The sequence below is a fragment of the Hymenobacter sp. R533113 genome (assembly GCF_056835965.1).
Genome location: NZ_JAKWBD010000014.1, coordinates 252609 through 266347 on the forward strand (window position 1 = coordinate 252609; position 13739 = coordinate 266347).

Sequence of the window (13739 nt, forward strand, 5' to 3'; positions counted from 1 at the left end):
TTAATTGATCATTTTAGCTAGCTAATTGTATCATCCGGACAGGCTGTGGGAGGGTGCAGTTGGGGCTGGCTGCATTTCAGATTAGTTTTGCGCGCCGGTCCGCTGGCCCTCAACCTCATCTTCCCACCCATTTTTCTTTCCTATGCTCCACGTTGCCGTTATTGGCTCGGGTACTATGGGCAATGGCATTGCCCACGTTTTTGCCCAGCACGGATTTCCTGTCACACTTATCGATATTTCGCAGCCAGCCCTTGATAAAGCCTTGAGTACCATTGGCAAAAACCTGGACCGCCAGGTGGCCAAAGGTGGCCTCAGCGAAGAAGATAAAGCTGCTACTCTGGGCCGCATCACGACGCGCACCAGCATTGCTGAAGGCGTCGCCAATGCCCAGCTCGTAGTAGAAGCCGCCACTGAAAACGTGGATCTGAAGCTGCAAATCTTCCGCGACTTAGACCTGTACGCGCCTGAGGGAGCAATTTTGGCTTCCAATACATCTTCTATCTCCATCACTCGCATTGCCGCCGTCACTAAGCGCGCTGAGCAAGTGATTGGGATGCACTTTATGAATCCAGTGCCGGTGATGAAGCTCGTGGAAGTTATTCGCGGCTACGCCACTTCCGATGCCGTGACCCAGCAGGTAATGGACATTTCGCGCCAGTTGTGCAAAACCCCTACCGAGGTCAACGACTACCCCGGTTTCGTGGCCAACCGCATTCTGATGCCTATGATCAATGAGGCTATTTATAGCCTGTTTGAGGGCGTGGCCGGCGTGGAGGAAATCGACACCGTGATGAGACTAGGCATGGCCCACCCGATGGGCCCCTTGCAGCTGGCCGATTTCATTGGTTTGGATGTATGCCTGGCCATTTTGCGGGTGCTGCACGAAGGCCTCGGCAACCCCAAATACGCGCCGTGCCCGCTGCTGGTGAACATGGTGACGGCCGGCCGCCTGGGCGTAAAGTCGGGCGAAGGCTTCTATACGCACACGCCGGGCAGCAAAGACCTGGTGGTAGCCGCCCGGTTTCAGAAGTAATTTCTTTTCAAGAAAAAGCCCCCCAGAACATTCCTCGGGGGCTTTTTTATGCCTGAACACTGCGAACCTCTGCGTTACCCTCCGCGGTCCTCTGCGGGAACCTCTCATTGACAGCTCCCGCAGAGGACCGCGGAGGGTAACGCAGAGGTTCGCGGAGGTTGTTTGGCGCGAAAGTCGGGTTTTAAACTTTTCGGCTCCGAATTCCCTTTTTAGCGTAGAACAAATCTGCTAGCGGCTACTGGGCTTTCACTCGCCCTATAACCGTCGGTACCTAACCTAGACTAACCTTTGACAATGGAACAAGCAACATTTGGCGCCGGCTGCTTCTGGTGCGTAGAGGCCGTTTTTCAGAACCTGGAAGGCGTGGAGAAAGTCGTGTCGGGCTACACCGGCGGGCGCATCGCCAACCCCACCTACAAGGAAGTGTGCAGTGGCCTCACCGGCCACAATGAGGTAACGCAAATCACCTTCGATCCGCAGAAAATAACCTTCGAGGAGTTGCTGGAAGTGTTCTGGAAAACCCATGACCCGACAACCCTCAACCGCCAAGGCAACGACGTAGGTGACCAGTACCGCTCCGGCATCTATTACCACAATGAGGAGCAGAAGCGCCTGGCCGAGGAGTACAAGCAAAAGCTCAATGACGCCAATGCGTTTCCCAAGCCCATCGTAACCGAAATTCTGCCCCTGGGCACGTTTTATCGGGCCGAAGATTATCACCAGAATTACTTTAACCTGAATGGCAGCCAACCTTACTGCCAGTTTGTGGTGAAGCCGAAAGTAGATAAGGTGAAAGCTGTATTCGGCGAGAAGCTGAAGAAAGCGACTGCTTAAGACAAGCGCTGTTTCGTTGCTAATACAACCCAAAAAAGCCCCCCAGATACGTTTGGGGGGGCTTTTTTGGGTCTATGTATATGGCGGAATTAGCTTTATTTCAACTAGCTATACAGCTACGTTGTGCTCGCGCAAGGCCTCATTCAGCGAGGTTTTCAAATCCGTGCTGGGCTTGCGCTGACCAATAATCAGGGCGCAGGGCACATGAAACTCGCCGGCCGGAAACTGCTTGGCGTAAGAGCCGGGAATAACCACCGAGCGGGCCGGCACGTGCCCGCGGTACTCTTTCGGCTCAGAGCCAGTTACGTCGATGATCTTGGTGCTGCCCGTGATGGTAACGCCCGCCCCTATCACGGCTTCTTTCCCAATGTGGCAGCCTTCCACCAGAATGCTGCGCGAGCCGATGAAAGCGCCGTCTTCAATAATAACCGGCGCGGCCTGCACGGGCTCCAAAACGCCCCCCAGCCCCACACCGCCGCTCAAATGCACATGCGCCCCCACCTGTGCGCAGGAGCCTACCGTAGCCCACGTATCCACCATCGTGCCCTCACCTACCCAAGCCCCAATATTTACGTAGCTGGGCATCAGGATAACGCCGGGGGCCAAAAAGCTGCCGTAGCGGGCCGTAGCGGGTGGCACTACGCGCACGCCCTGGGCTTCGTAGCCGGTTTTGAGGCGCATTTTGTCGCGGTACTCGAAGGGCTTCAGCTCCAGGGTTTCCATCTGCTGAATGGGGAAATACAGGATGACGGCTTTTTTCACCCAGTCGTTTACCTGCCACTCGCCGCTGGCGGTGGGCTGGGCCACGCGCAGGCGACCTTTATCCAGGTCTTCGATTACGGCGTGAATGGCTTCGATGGTGGTGGTGTCGCGCAGCAGGTCGCGGTTGTCCCAGGCAGCTTCAATGGTGGTTTGCAGGTCGGTCATGAAGGGAGAAGAAGTAAGTTTCTAGCCGGCAAAACTACGTAATTGGGGTGTGTTGCCGGACATTGTAAAACAAGCCCGCGGCTGACTATGTCCGGCGGCTTCAACGGGCATGGCCAGGTTGGAGTGGTTTTGGAGCCGGCAGACAGCATGTAGCGCGAAGCTTCCGCTTCGCGTATCGTTGTTTAGTTGTTAAAAAAGCCCCCCAACGTCATCGTTCAACGATACGCGAAGCGGAAGCTTCGCGCTACCTCCACCAGCCAGGCTGTACAGCGACTCCGAAACGGCTCTAAGTAAAACCAATAGCACCTTTTGGGCTAGAAACCGCCAAACGCCGCGGCGCGGGCAGTGGCCGGGCACAACCTAGTGCGGTAAAGAAATGGTGAACTCGGAGCCGTGGCCTTCCTGGCTCTCCACGACCAGCCCACCGCCGTGACCCTGGGCGATGATGTCGTAACTCAAGGACAAGCCCAGGCCGGTGCCTTCGCCGGGCGGCTTTGTTGTAAAGAAGGGCTGGAAGATCTTCTCGCGCACCGCTGGGCTCATGCCCGTGCCGTTGTCCTGTACCCGAAGGTGCACCTGCCCGTTCACCTGCTGGGTCGAGACCCGCACCGTGGGCTGGTAGCCGGCCTCGCCTTGTTGCTGGCGCTGGCGCACGGCGTAGAAGGCGTTGGTGAACAGGTTGAGCAGCACCCGGCCCACGTCCGGGCCTACCATGGTTACGGGCGTTAAGCCGGCTGCGAAATCCGTAGTCAGCTCCACGTTGAAGGCTTTGTCTTTGGCCCGCAGGCCCTGGTAGGCCAGGCGCAGGTACTCCTCGGTTAAGGCGTTCAGGTTGGTGGGGCGACGCTCCCCGGCGCTGGTTTGGCTGTGCTCGAGCATGCCCTTGACGATGCCCGCGGCCCGCCGCCCGTGGTGACCGATTTTATCCAGGTTCTGGGTCAAGTCCTCGAATAGCTCCTCCTGTAAGGCCGCATCCGCGGCTCCTCCTTGGCCTGTTCCTCGCGCAGCTCCGCTACCAGCTCGCTGCTCAGGTCCGAGAAATTGGTGACGAAGTTCAAGGGGTTCTGAATCTCATGGGCAATACCGGCCGTCAGCTCGCCCAGGCTGGCCATCTTCTCCTTCTGAATGAGCTGAGCCTGCGTGGCGCGCAAGTCCGTCAGGGAGCGTTGCAGCTCGCTGGTGCGCTGTGTCACCTGCTGCTCCAGGGTCTCGTTCTGCTGGGCTAGCAGGACTTGTTTTTCCTGCTCCTGCGCCAGGGTCTGGGCCGAGAGACGTTCCACCTCGCTAAGCTTTACTTGCAAAAGCTGGCTATCCAGGGCAAACTCCCGGGCCAAGAACAGCGAGATGCCTAGGGCTGGTAGCGCGAACACCAATATCTCCAGGACACTTATAATTGTCGAGAATTCCGGCGCGGACCTCGCTAGCACGAAACCTGAGCTCAAATAGGCCAGTGCCGCCACCAGCCCGCCGATAAAACCTGCCGCAACAATTAAGGCCCCGCGCTGGCGCTGGCGCACGGCTCGCACGGTCAGGCGCAGCTGCTCGGCGATGGGTAGCAGCAGCAGCAGCACAAACGGAATAAGTCTCATCGGATGCGTGAACGACACGGCCAAGAGCAGCAGCAGCACCCCATAGGCCACCCACAGGGCTGCATAGACCCGGCCGGGGCGCACGCGAAACAACTCATATAAGGCCCGCACCGTCCATAGCCCAATCATGCCCGCCAGGGCCGCGGCCATGATATTCGCTCCTGCATACAAGGTAAAGGTGGCGAAGGGGTGCGTTTTCATATAGTACGATGCCACGCAAGCCAGGGCGGCCGTCAGGGCGTACCGAGCGAAGTAGCGGTTGGCGCGCTGGGCCGGGTTGTAGTGAAAGAAGGCCAGGTGCAGCAGCGTCAGCAGGGCACAAAAGCCTAGCATCACCAAGTAGACCCGGGCTTGGTCTCTTTGTCCAGCAACTCCTTCCCAAAACTGCTGCGGCGTGAACATGAATATGCCAAATAGCTCCGCCTGTTCGTTGCGGAGTGACAACGGGGGCTGCCAAGGCGCTAAGCGCACGGCCAGCACCTGCTCCGCTGGCCCACCGGCGGGCATTACGCCGGGCTGCGGATAGCGGCCTCGGGGTTGCACCTGCTCGGGGTCGGCATGGAGCCGGCCTTGGCGCTGCACCAACCGGCCGTTGAGGTATACCTCGCAGGCCCCCAGTTGCGCCGCATTGAGCAGCAACTCGCGCTGCCGGAGGCTGTCGCTGAAACGGAAGCGCAGGCGCAGCCAGCTGATACCGGTGCTTAGGGCCGCCGGCAACTCCCGCCGGGGTCTTCGCGGGGTGAGCGTGTCCCAGGCCGAGGCGTCGAAGTCGGGCCGCGCCCAGGCTGAGTTGTCGCCCACGTGGTAGCGCCAGCCCTTGGTGAGTAGCAGGCCATTGCCTGGTAAGCGCGTGACCTGAACAACGGCCGTGTCGGCGGGCAGCGAGGCGGCTGCGGCAGAGAGAAACAGCAGCCCGCAGGCCACCAGCAATAGAAGAAAGCGCATAGCAGGAGGAAAACCACGCAGCAAGTGATGTCTCGTGGTTGGAATTAATCCAAGTTATAGTTGGGCCTTAAGCGAGCAAGCTAGCTATTTACCCGCTGCTTATCAGCAGGATAAACAACTATTTGTAGCCTTAAGATGCGGTCGAAGGAAGATCGTATAAGTGAGCCCAAAGCGGGCAAAGCGGCTCACAATCTCCATATTTGGGCGAGCGTTTGGTAGCTTGGCCTTTTCCCGTTTGCCGCTTATAGAAATGCCCCCCATATTGATCATGAAAAAAATCAGCCTGTTCCTTTTCGGTATTAGTGCTCTACTAGCTGGTTGTCAGCCCAAAGCGGACACCTTTGCCGGCCGCATGTCGGTAGCCGAGACGCCGCAGGCGTTCCGGTACCGGCCGGGCCTGCCGCCGCGCGTGAGTGCTCACCGGGGCGGCGGCAACTACCCTGGCTACCCCGAAAATGCCGTGGAGTCGTTTGCTTACCTCGTTGGCCAGACGCCCACCATCATTGAGTGCGACATCGACCTGACCCGCGACAGTGTGCTGGTACTCATGCACGACAAAACCCTGGACCGCACCACCACCGGCACCGGCCCGCTCATTGCCAAAACCTGGGCTGAATGCCAACAGTATTTCCTGGAAGACAACTTCGGCACCGCCACCACCTACCGCATCCCGACCCTGGAGCAGGCCCTGCGCTGGGGCAACGGCAAATGCCTCTTTACCCTGGATGTGAAGCGCGGGGTGCCCTTTGCGAAAGTGGTAGACATGATTCACCGCACGGATGCGGCCGACTACGCCGCCGTTATTACCTACAATGCCCCCGATGCGGCTACCGTATATCGGCTTGATCCCCAATTAATGATTTCCGTGTCCATTGGAGGTCAGGAAGACTACGAGCGACTACGCGCCACCGGTGTTCCCGACCAGAATATGTTAGCCTTCGTGGGCACTACCGAGCCTGATCCGGCTCTGTACCAGTTTTTGCATACCAAAGGCATTGCCTGCATCCTAGGCACGCTCGGCAACCTCGACAAGCAAGCAGAAGCCCGCGGCGACGAGCAGTACCGCACCTTCCTGCAGAACGGCGCCGATATCCTGGCTACTGACCGCCCGCTGGAAGCGGCCCAAACCATTCGTTGATGCCCAACTCGTCGTCGGCTGGCCGCGTGGTGCTGCTGGCTTCCGTGCTCAAGCCCCTGAACGACACCCGTATGTGGGGCAAATTTGCCCGCACCCTCGCCGCCCGTCCCGGCCTGAGCGTGCACGTAGCCGGCCGCCGCGCCCCAGCTCCTAAAAAAGCCCCCCACAACCTGCACACGCATGAGCTGCTGGCCGGCTCACGCCTGAGCGGGCGGCGCCTGCTGGCCCAGTGGCGCTACTGGCATCTCCTGCGCCGGCTGCGGCCTAGTATCGTTATTGTGCACGCCCCGGAGCTGTTGCCGCTGACGGTACTATGGCAAAAACTGACTTCTGGGGGGCATTTTATCTATGATGTGCGGGAGAATTATGCGCTCAACATTCAAACCCAGGCCGTGTACCCGGCTTGGGTGCGGCGCACCTTGGCTAGCTTGGTGCGAGGGGTAGAAACCTGGGCAGCGCAGCAGGCGGCCACTATTGTGCTGGCTGAGCGCAGCTACGCCGATGAACTGCCTTTTGGCCAATCGAAACGCACGGTTGTTCTGGAAAACAAATATCAGCCTGTCCACAGCGAAACGCCCCAATTTGCCCCCCAGCCGCTCCCCCAGCCCGGCCAGGAGCTACGCCTTCTGTACTCGGGTACTATCTCCGAGCTGAATGGTGTGTTTGAAGCCCTGGAGCTGACGCGCCAGCTGCGAGTCATCTGGCCCCAAACCCGACTTACTGTTATTGGGTTTTGTCAGCAGCCGGAGCTGCTTCGGCGCCTGCAGGAAGCCATTGCTTCCTACAGCGATGGGGTAAAACTAATTGGTGGAGATACCCTGGTGCCCCACGAGCAGATTGTGGATGCCATCCGCCAAAGCCACATTGGGCTGCTCCCTTATCGGCCTCATGCCAGCACCTGGCGCTGCCGCCCAACCAAGCTATTTGAGTACCTGGCGCACGGTCTACCGGTGCTGATTCCGCCCAATCCGCTCTGGGAAGAGCTTGTTAATAAGCATGGGGCGGGTGTAGTCCTGAATTTTAATCACCTTACCGCTGCTACAGTAGCGGAAGCAGCCAGTACATTAGCGGGCCGTCAGTTTTATGCGAATGGTATTCCGTCGGAAGTATTTTGGGATACCGAAGGCCAAAAACTAACTCAGGTAGTAGATTCTATTTGGTAACTGCTAACCTTTGTGCCCCGTTTATGAAACCGGGATCTATTTTTTTAACTTCGGCCCCTTTTTCTCCGTTCCTCGCCCAAAATCCCCCTTCCTATGAGCACCCTCCGCCAAACCGAAATTGCCGGCGTCGGCCACTACGTACCCGATCGTGTGGTGAAGAACGCTGACCTCGAACAACTCATGGAAACCACCGACGCCTGGATTCAGGAGCGCACGGGGATAAAGGAGCGGCGCTGGTTCGAGGAAGGCAAAGATACGACCGCCAACATGGGTGCCCAGGCCGCCCGCCGCGCCCTGGAGCAGGCCGGTCTCCAGCCCGACGACGTGCAGCTCATCGTTTTCGCCACGCTCTCGCCCGATTATATCTTCCCTGGCTCAGGCGTGCTGTTGCAGCGCGAACTCGGTATCAAGGAAAATATTCCGGCTCTGGACGTGCGCAATCAGTGCTCCGGCTTCATCTATGCGCTGTCCGTGGGCGACCAATTCATTCGCACCGGCATGTATGACACCGTGCTGGTGGTAGGCTCCGAAATTCATTCTTCGGGTTTAGATAAAAGTACCCGTGGTCGGGCCGTATCCGTCATTTTCGGCGATGGTGCCGGTGCCGTTGTATTGCGACCCTGCATGCGCGAAGGCCAGGGCATTCTGAGCACCCACCTGCACGCCCAGGGCGAATTTGCGGAGGAGCTGATCGTGAAAGAGCCCGGCTCAAACCGTGAGGACCGCGTGCGGGTAGCGATGGAAAACCAGGAGGAAATGTATCCTTACATGAACGGCACCAACGTGTTTAAGCATGCTGTGGTACGCTTCCCCCAGGTTATTAGCGAAGCATTGGCCCAGAATGGCTACCAGCCCCAGGATATCGACATGCTGATTCCGCATCAGGCCAACCTGCGCATCACGCAGTTTGTGCAGCAGAAAATGCAGCTGCCCGACGACAAAGTGTACAGCAATATTCAGCGCTACGGCAACACTACCGCCGCTTCAGTGCCTATTGCCCTGAGCGAAGCTGTGGGCGAAGGCAAAATCAAGCGCGGCGACCTGGTGTGCCTGGCCGCTTTCGGGAGTGGCTTCACCTGGGCCTCAGCGCTCATCCGTTGGTAAGGAACGCTGCGCTTAATGAAGAATGAAGAATGAAGAATTATTTAACGACGCTCAACTCCTCATTCTTCATTCCTCATTCTTCATTCAATCAAAATGCCTAGTTACACCGAGGAAAATTATTTAAAGGCTATTTACAAGCTGGCGGAAGCACAGCCCGGCGTGGAGGTAAGCACCAACCGCATTGCCGAAGTACTTCAGACGCGCCCCGCCTCGGTAACGGATATGCTGCGCCGCCTCGGCGACAAAGGACTGTTGCACTACGAGCGCTACCGCGGCGTATCACTCACCCATGATGGGCGGCGCGTGGCGCTGCTCACCATTCGGAAGCACCGGCTCTGGGAGGTATTCCTGGTGAATAAGCTCGGCTTCAATTGGGACGAGGTGCACGACGTGGCCGAGGAAATGGAACACTTGCAGTCACCGCTACTGATGCGCCGCCTCGACGAGTTTCTGGGCTTCCCTCAACTCGATCCGCACGGTGACCCTATTCCCGCCGAAGACGGCGCAATAGTTCGGCCCCAGCATCGGCTTGTGTCGGATATGCAGCCCGGCGAGGAAGGCACCGTTATGGCCGTCAAGAATACCTCCGTACCCTTTCTTCAGTACCTCGACAAAGCCGGATTGAGCTTAGGCGTCAGAATTGAGGTATTAGATAAAGTACCCTTCGATAACTCGCTGGAAATCAGAATAAACAATAACAGAGTTACGCTTATTTCGAAAGAGGTGAGCTGCAATTTATTTGTAGCTGATTAAGCGCACGCTTGCTCAAACCTGGCACTTCGTGCAGCCTGTAGTAGGTTAGAAAACATACCCTAGTCAACGGTGATGCCCCCTGCACTATCTGGCACCAGGCTGCTGAAAGCAGCGCTATAATTTGCCCCCCAGTACTCCCATTTATGTTGCTGCCCCCTGCCCTTTCCGATACTATCATCGCCCTGTCTACTTCTCCGGGTGCTGGTGCTATAGCAGTGATTCGCCTCTCGGGTCCTGCGGCATTTTCCCTTACCGACGGCTTATTTCGCGGCAAAAATCTCGCTGATCAGCCTAGTCATACTTTGCATTACGGCACCCTGCGCGAGACCGATGGCCACATTCTCGATGAGGTAGTCGTGTGCTTATTTCGGGGGCCAAATTCGTACACTCGTGAGGATGTGGTTGAAATAAGCTGCCACGGCTCCGACTACATTGTGCAGCAGGTGCTGGCCGCCTTCACACGGCGCGGCGCCCGCTTAGCCGAGGCTGGTGAGTTCACCAAGCGCGCCTTCCTGCACGGCGCCTTCGACTTAGCTCAGGCAGAGGCCGTTGCTGATTTGATTGCGGCCGACTCGGCTTTGTCGCATCAGGTGGCCATGCAGCAAATGCGGGGGGGCTTTTCCAGGGAGCTGCGCGACTTACGCGCCCGGCTGGTTCAGTTTGCGGCCCTCCTGGAGCTGGAGCTGGACTTCGGCGAGGAAGACGTAGAATTTGCCGACCGCACTGGTTTGGTAGCTCTATTGGAAGAAGTGCAGGCATTGGTGCACCGCCTGCTTCGCTCATTTGAGCTCGGCAACGTTATTAAGAATGGGGTTATTACCGTTATTGCCGGCCGCCCTAATGCGGGCAAATCTACCTTGCTCAATGCCTTGCTGAATGAGGAGCGGGCCATCGTGTCGGCGGTAGCCGGCACTACCCGCGACTTGATTGAAGATGAAGTCAGCATCGAAGGAATTCGTTTCCGATTCGTGGATACGGCCGGCCTGCGCGAAACCACTGACGAGGTAGAATCCATCGGAGTAGAGCGCACTCGCCAGCGCGTACGTCAGGCGGCGCTACTGCTTTACTTGTTTGATTTAACGACCAGTACGCCCGCTGAAGTTCAAGCAGAGGTTGAAGAATTAAACCCTGGGGGCAAATTCCGATGCTGGCCGTTGGCAATAAGCGCGACGTAGCTTCCAGGGCTCAACTGCATGCCTTCAGCACTCAGCCCAATACCGTTCTGATTGCGGCTAACCCTGGAGAAGGCCTTGACGAGCTACGTGCTGAGTTGCTGGCCCGAGCCCGTGGCACCGGCCTCGACCAAACGGGGGCCGCAACCATTGTCACTAATCTGCGCCATGCCCGCAGCCTCGAAAAAACCAACGCGGCGCTGGACGCCGTTTTGGTAGGGCTGGCTACCGGCGCGGGCACCGAATTAGTGGCCGCTGATCTGCGCCAGGCCCTGGCGGCGCTGGGTGAGATTACGGGCGAAATATCCTCGGATGATTTATTGACCAGTATTTTCACGCAATTCTGCATTGGGAAATAGCCTAACTGTTTCTGCGCTTTTTGATTCCCGGATCATGAATCAAATAAAACTGCATCTGGAGCTCAAATTCCCCATTTTGACCTGAACAACATAAGTCGCCAAGTTGTAGTATAGTGTTCAAACATCGATTATCCTTTCCGGCCTGCTAGTTATTCTTTAGTTTCGCCCCGCAACCACCCTCTAACCCACGCTTATGGCAGAGTCTGCTGAACTTATCCTCGACGGTAAATCCATTTCATTACCCGTCATTGAAGGCACCGAGAACGAAAAAGCATTTGATATTGGCAAGCTGCGTGATCAGACGGGTTACGTAACCCTCGATTCGGGCTACAAGAACACCGGTGCCACAAAGAGCGCCATCACCTTCCTCGATGGCGAAGAAGGTATCCTGCGCTACCGCGGCTATCCTATCGAGCAGCTCGCCGAACGGTCAAACTTCCTGGAAGTGGCGTATTTGCTGATTTACGGCTCCTTGCCTACTCAAACGGAGCTGGACAAGTTTGCCCACCAAATCACGACGCATACGCTGGTGCACGAAGATGTGCGCAAGATATTCGACGGTTTTCCCTCGACTGCCCACCCCATGGGCATCCTGTCCAGCCTGATTTGCTCATTGACCGCTTTTTACCCAAAAAGCCTTGATCCGAATCAGAGCCCTGAGGAAACCAACCTGAATATCATTCGTCTCATCGCTAAAATCTCGACGATTGCGGCCTGGTCGTATAAGAATTCGGTAGGCCATCCGCTTAACTACCCCCGCAACGACCTCGACTATTGCTCGAACTTCCTGTACATGATGTTCGCCTTCCCCACGGAGAAGTACGAAATCAACCCGGTGGTCGTAAGTGCCCTGAACAAGCTGCTCATCCTGCACGCCGACCACGAGCAAAACTGCTCTACCTCTACCGTGCGTCTGGTGGGCTCGGCCAACGCTAGCTTGTATGGCTCTGTTTCGGCTGGGGTAAACGCTCTGTGGGGCCCTCTGCACGGCGGAGCTAACCAGGAGGTGATGGAGATGCTGGAAGCCATTCAGCAGGACGGCGGCAACACCCAGAAGTGGGTGGATAAAGCCAAGGACAAGAACGATTCTTTCCGCCTGATGGGCTTTGGTCACCGCGTGTACAAGAACTTCGACCCACGCGCCAAAATTATCAAGAAAGCCGCCGATGAAGTGCTCAAGGCTTTAGGTATTGATGATCCGCTGCTCAAAATTGCCCAAGAGCTGGAGCAGGCCGCCCTCACCGATCCATATTTCGTAGAGCGCAAGCTGTATCCGAACGTTGACTTCTATTCCGGTATCATCTACCGCGCCATCGGCATCCCGACGGAAATGTTCACGGTCCTCTTCGCTATGGGCCGCCTGCCCGGCTGGATTGCCCAGTGGAAAGAAATGCGTGAGAACAAAGAGCCCATTGGTCGCCCCCGTCAGATTTACACTGGCGAGCTAGAGCGCGATTATATGAGTATCGAGCAGCGCTAGCAACCTCCGGCTCCAAGAACAGCCACAAAAAAGCCCCCCAGAAATTTCTGGGGGCTTTTTTGTGGCTGTTTACTTTCATCAAGCTACCAGACACCAGATAAGCCTTACTTAGCAGCGGTCATGGTGGCCTTTGCCTGGTTGTAAGCTACCATCTGGCGGGGCCAGAGAATAGCGGCCAGATCCCACTCATAATGCGACTGCACTTCGGCCAGATACTGGTCAAGGGCCGCTGGATCAGACGACAGGCGTGTCTTGGCTTCCTCCGTTTCGGCGAGCATCTGTAGGTTTAAGCGCTTTACCTTCACATACTGACCTTCGTCCAGGCGTACTTTCTGAGCCATCTGGCGGGTAAGCTGCGTAGCGCGTGCGTTCAGTGATGTTCCGTTGTCAGCTACTGCGCTAAACGACAGCGCCGAGCCTAAGGTGAGCATGACACAGATGAGAGTATAAATTCTTTTCATAAAAGGAGAAATTTAAGGAGGTGAAAAGAGAACGGTTTACTACTACTATTCCAACCTTGGCCTGAACGCGAAGTGAAAGCTATCAGCCCAACGTTTATTAGAACACTTAAATATAATCAAGTATAAATCAAAACCAATAGATTTTATTGATTAATTACCATTTATTTTAAATTAATAGGCATTAAGCAATAAAATCTAGTGTTTCGCTGAGTACCTACTATACCTGCTCTACTTGATTATTTTGCTTTAATGCAGATGAAAGCTTAAAAACGCACTCGCCTATTGTGAGCTACGTTAAGCCTGAAGGAGTAACCTAAAAACAAGACTAATTGGAAGCATTCATTAGTGCGGTCATGCTGCTGCGCGACTGCTGATACATAGCAAATTGATTGGAGCGCATTACTCGGGCAAGCGCTACTTCATAGTCAATCTGAACTTCAGCCATCTTCTGATCGAGGCTCAACGGATCGGCTGCATAACGCACTTTCAAAGCGTCCATATCAGAGAGCATCTTCACATTGAGCTGCTTTACTTTCAGATATTGCCCCTCATCCAGTCGTGCTTTGTTAGCAATAGCCCGTGTAAGTGTGGTAGCCCGTGCCTGAATAGCGGTTGATGCGTCGGCAGCTGAGACATTTAAAGCAGCACCCTGAAGGCACAGGACTAAACAAGCAAAAAAATATACTTTTTTCATAATAGTAAGGAAAGGGAAGGAAAGTGGAAAAGGAATATTACAGACGATAAAAGCAGCGACAGCCAAATGAGAAACTCCAAGATCAAG

At 56.1% G+C, this 13739-nt stretch carries 14 protein-coding genes; 9 read left to right on the top strand and 5 right to left on the bottom strand.

All coding sequences use genetic code 11. The annotated features are described in order from the left end of the window. Positions 1–142: 142 nt before the first annotated feature. Positions 143–1033, top strand: coding sequence for a 3-hydroxyacyl-CoA dehydrogenase family protein (locus MKZ35_RS20035; RefSeq protein ID WP_482515002.1), 891 nt, complete (start codon positions 143–145; stop codon positions 1031–1033). Between the two features lie 294 nt (positions 1034–1327). Next, positions 1328–1867, top strand: coding sequence for a peptide-methionine (S)-S-oxide reductase MsrA (msrA, locus tag MKZ35_RS20040; RefSeq protein ID WP_482515003.1), 540 nt, complete (start codon positions 1328–1330; stop codon positions 1865–1867). A gap of 108 nt (positions 1868–1975) precedes the next feature. On the opposite strand, the gene MKZ35_RS20045 is transcribed toward msrA, so the two are convergent. The 3 genes from MKZ35_RS20045 to MKZ35_RS20055 form a co-directional block, all read right to left on the bottom strand. Further along, positions 1976–2794: a 2,3,4,5-tetrahydropyridine-2,6-dicarboxylate N-succinyltransferase gene (locus MKZ35_RS20045; protein ID WP_482515004.1), complete on the bottom strand. Its 819-nt coding sequence runs from the start codon at positions 2792–2794 to the stop codon at positions 1976–1978. Positions 2795–3154: 360 nt separating this feature from the next. Further along, on the bottom strand, positions 3155–3736 hold the full coding sequence (locus tag MKZ35_RS20050; RefSeq protein WP_482515005.1) for a sensor histidine kinase: 582 nt from the start codon (positions 3734–3736) through the stop codon (positions 3155–3157). Continuing rightward, on the bottom strand, positions 3733–5328 hold the full coding sequence (locus MKZ35_RS20055) for a hypothetical protein (RefSeq protein ID WP_482515006.1): 1596 nt from the start codon (positions 5326–5328) through the stop codon (positions 3733–3735). Before MKZ35_RS20055 ends, MKZ35_RS20050 begins: the two co-directional genes overlap by 4 nt. Before the next feature lie 250 nt (positions 5329–5578). Here MKZ35_RS20055 and MKZ35_RS20060 point away from each other — a divergent pair, with 250 nt between their 5' ends. The 7 genes from MKZ35_RS20060 to MKZ35_RS20090 all read left to right on the top strand — a co-directional run bounded on the left by MKZ35_RS20060 (position 5579) and on the right by MKZ35_RS20090 (position 12497). Continuing rightward, on the top strand, positions 5579–6466 hold the full coding sequence (locus tag MKZ35_RS20060; RefSeq protein WP_482515007.1) for a glycerophosphodiester phosphodiesterase family protein: 888 nt from the start codon (positions 5579–5581) through the stop codon (positions 6464–6466). Continuing rightward, positions 6466–7629 carry a glycosyltransferase gene (locus MKZ35_RS20065; protein ID WP_482515008.1) on the top strand — a complete coding sequence of 388 codons (1164 nt, stop codon included), beginning with the start codon at positions 6466–6468 and terminating at the stop codon, positions 7627–7629. Before MKZ35_RS20060 ends, MKZ35_RS20065 begins: the two co-directional genes overlap by 1 nt. Positions 7630–7722: 93 nt before the next feature. Next, complete coding sequence (locus MKZ35_RS20070; protein WP_482515009.1) at positions 7723–8733, top strand: 3-oxoacyl-ACP synthase III family protein; 1011 nt, start codon at positions 7723–7725, stop codon at positions 8731–8733. Positions 8734–8826: 93 nt separating this feature from the next. Further along, a complete protein-coding gene (locus tag MKZ35_RS20075) occupies positions 8827–9486 on the top strand; it encodes a metal-dependent transcriptional regulator (protein WP_482515010.1) in 660 nt (219 codons plus the stop codon). 143 nt (positions 9487–9629) lie between these two features. Beyond that, positions 9630–10661, top strand: coding sequence for a tRNA uridine-5-carboxymethylaminomethyl(34) synthesis GTPase MnmE (gene mnmE, locus MKZ35_RS20080; RefSeq protein ID WP_482515011.1), 1032 nt, complete (start codon positions 9630–9632; stop codon positions 10659–10661). Then, positions 10631–11017, top strand: a complete 387-nt coding sequence (locus tag MKZ35_RS20085) for a hypothetical protein (protein WP_482515012.1) — start codon at positions 10631–10633, stop codon at positions 11015–11017. The genes mnmE and MKZ35_RS20085 overlap by 31 nt, the downstream gene beginning before the upstream one ends. 193 nt (positions 11018–11210) lie before the next feature. Further along, positions 11211–12497: a citrate synthase gene (locus MKZ35_RS20090; protein WP_482515013.1), complete on the top strand. Its 1287-nt coding sequence runs from the start codon at positions 11211–11213 to the stop codon at positions 12495–12497. 104 nt (positions 12498–12601) lie between these two features. Here the strand turns inward: MKZ35_RS20090 and MKZ35_RS20095 are convergent, their stop codons facing one another. Both MKZ35_RS20095 and MKZ35_RS20100 read right to left on the bottom strand, forming a co-directional pair. Continuing rightward, entirely contained in the window at positions 12602–12958 is a 357-nt protein-coding gene (locus tag MKZ35_RS20095) for a hypothetical protein (protein WP_482515014.1), read from the bottom strand. A gap of 325 nt (positions 12959–13283) precedes the next feature. Next, the gene (locus MKZ35_RS20100) at positions 13284–13652 is read right to left on the bottom strand and encodes a hypothetical protein (protein ID WP_482515015.1); all 369 of its coding nucleotides are present in this window, start codon (positions 13650–13652) and stop codon (positions 13284–13286) included. Between the last annotated feature and the right edge of the window lie 87 nt (positions 13653–13739).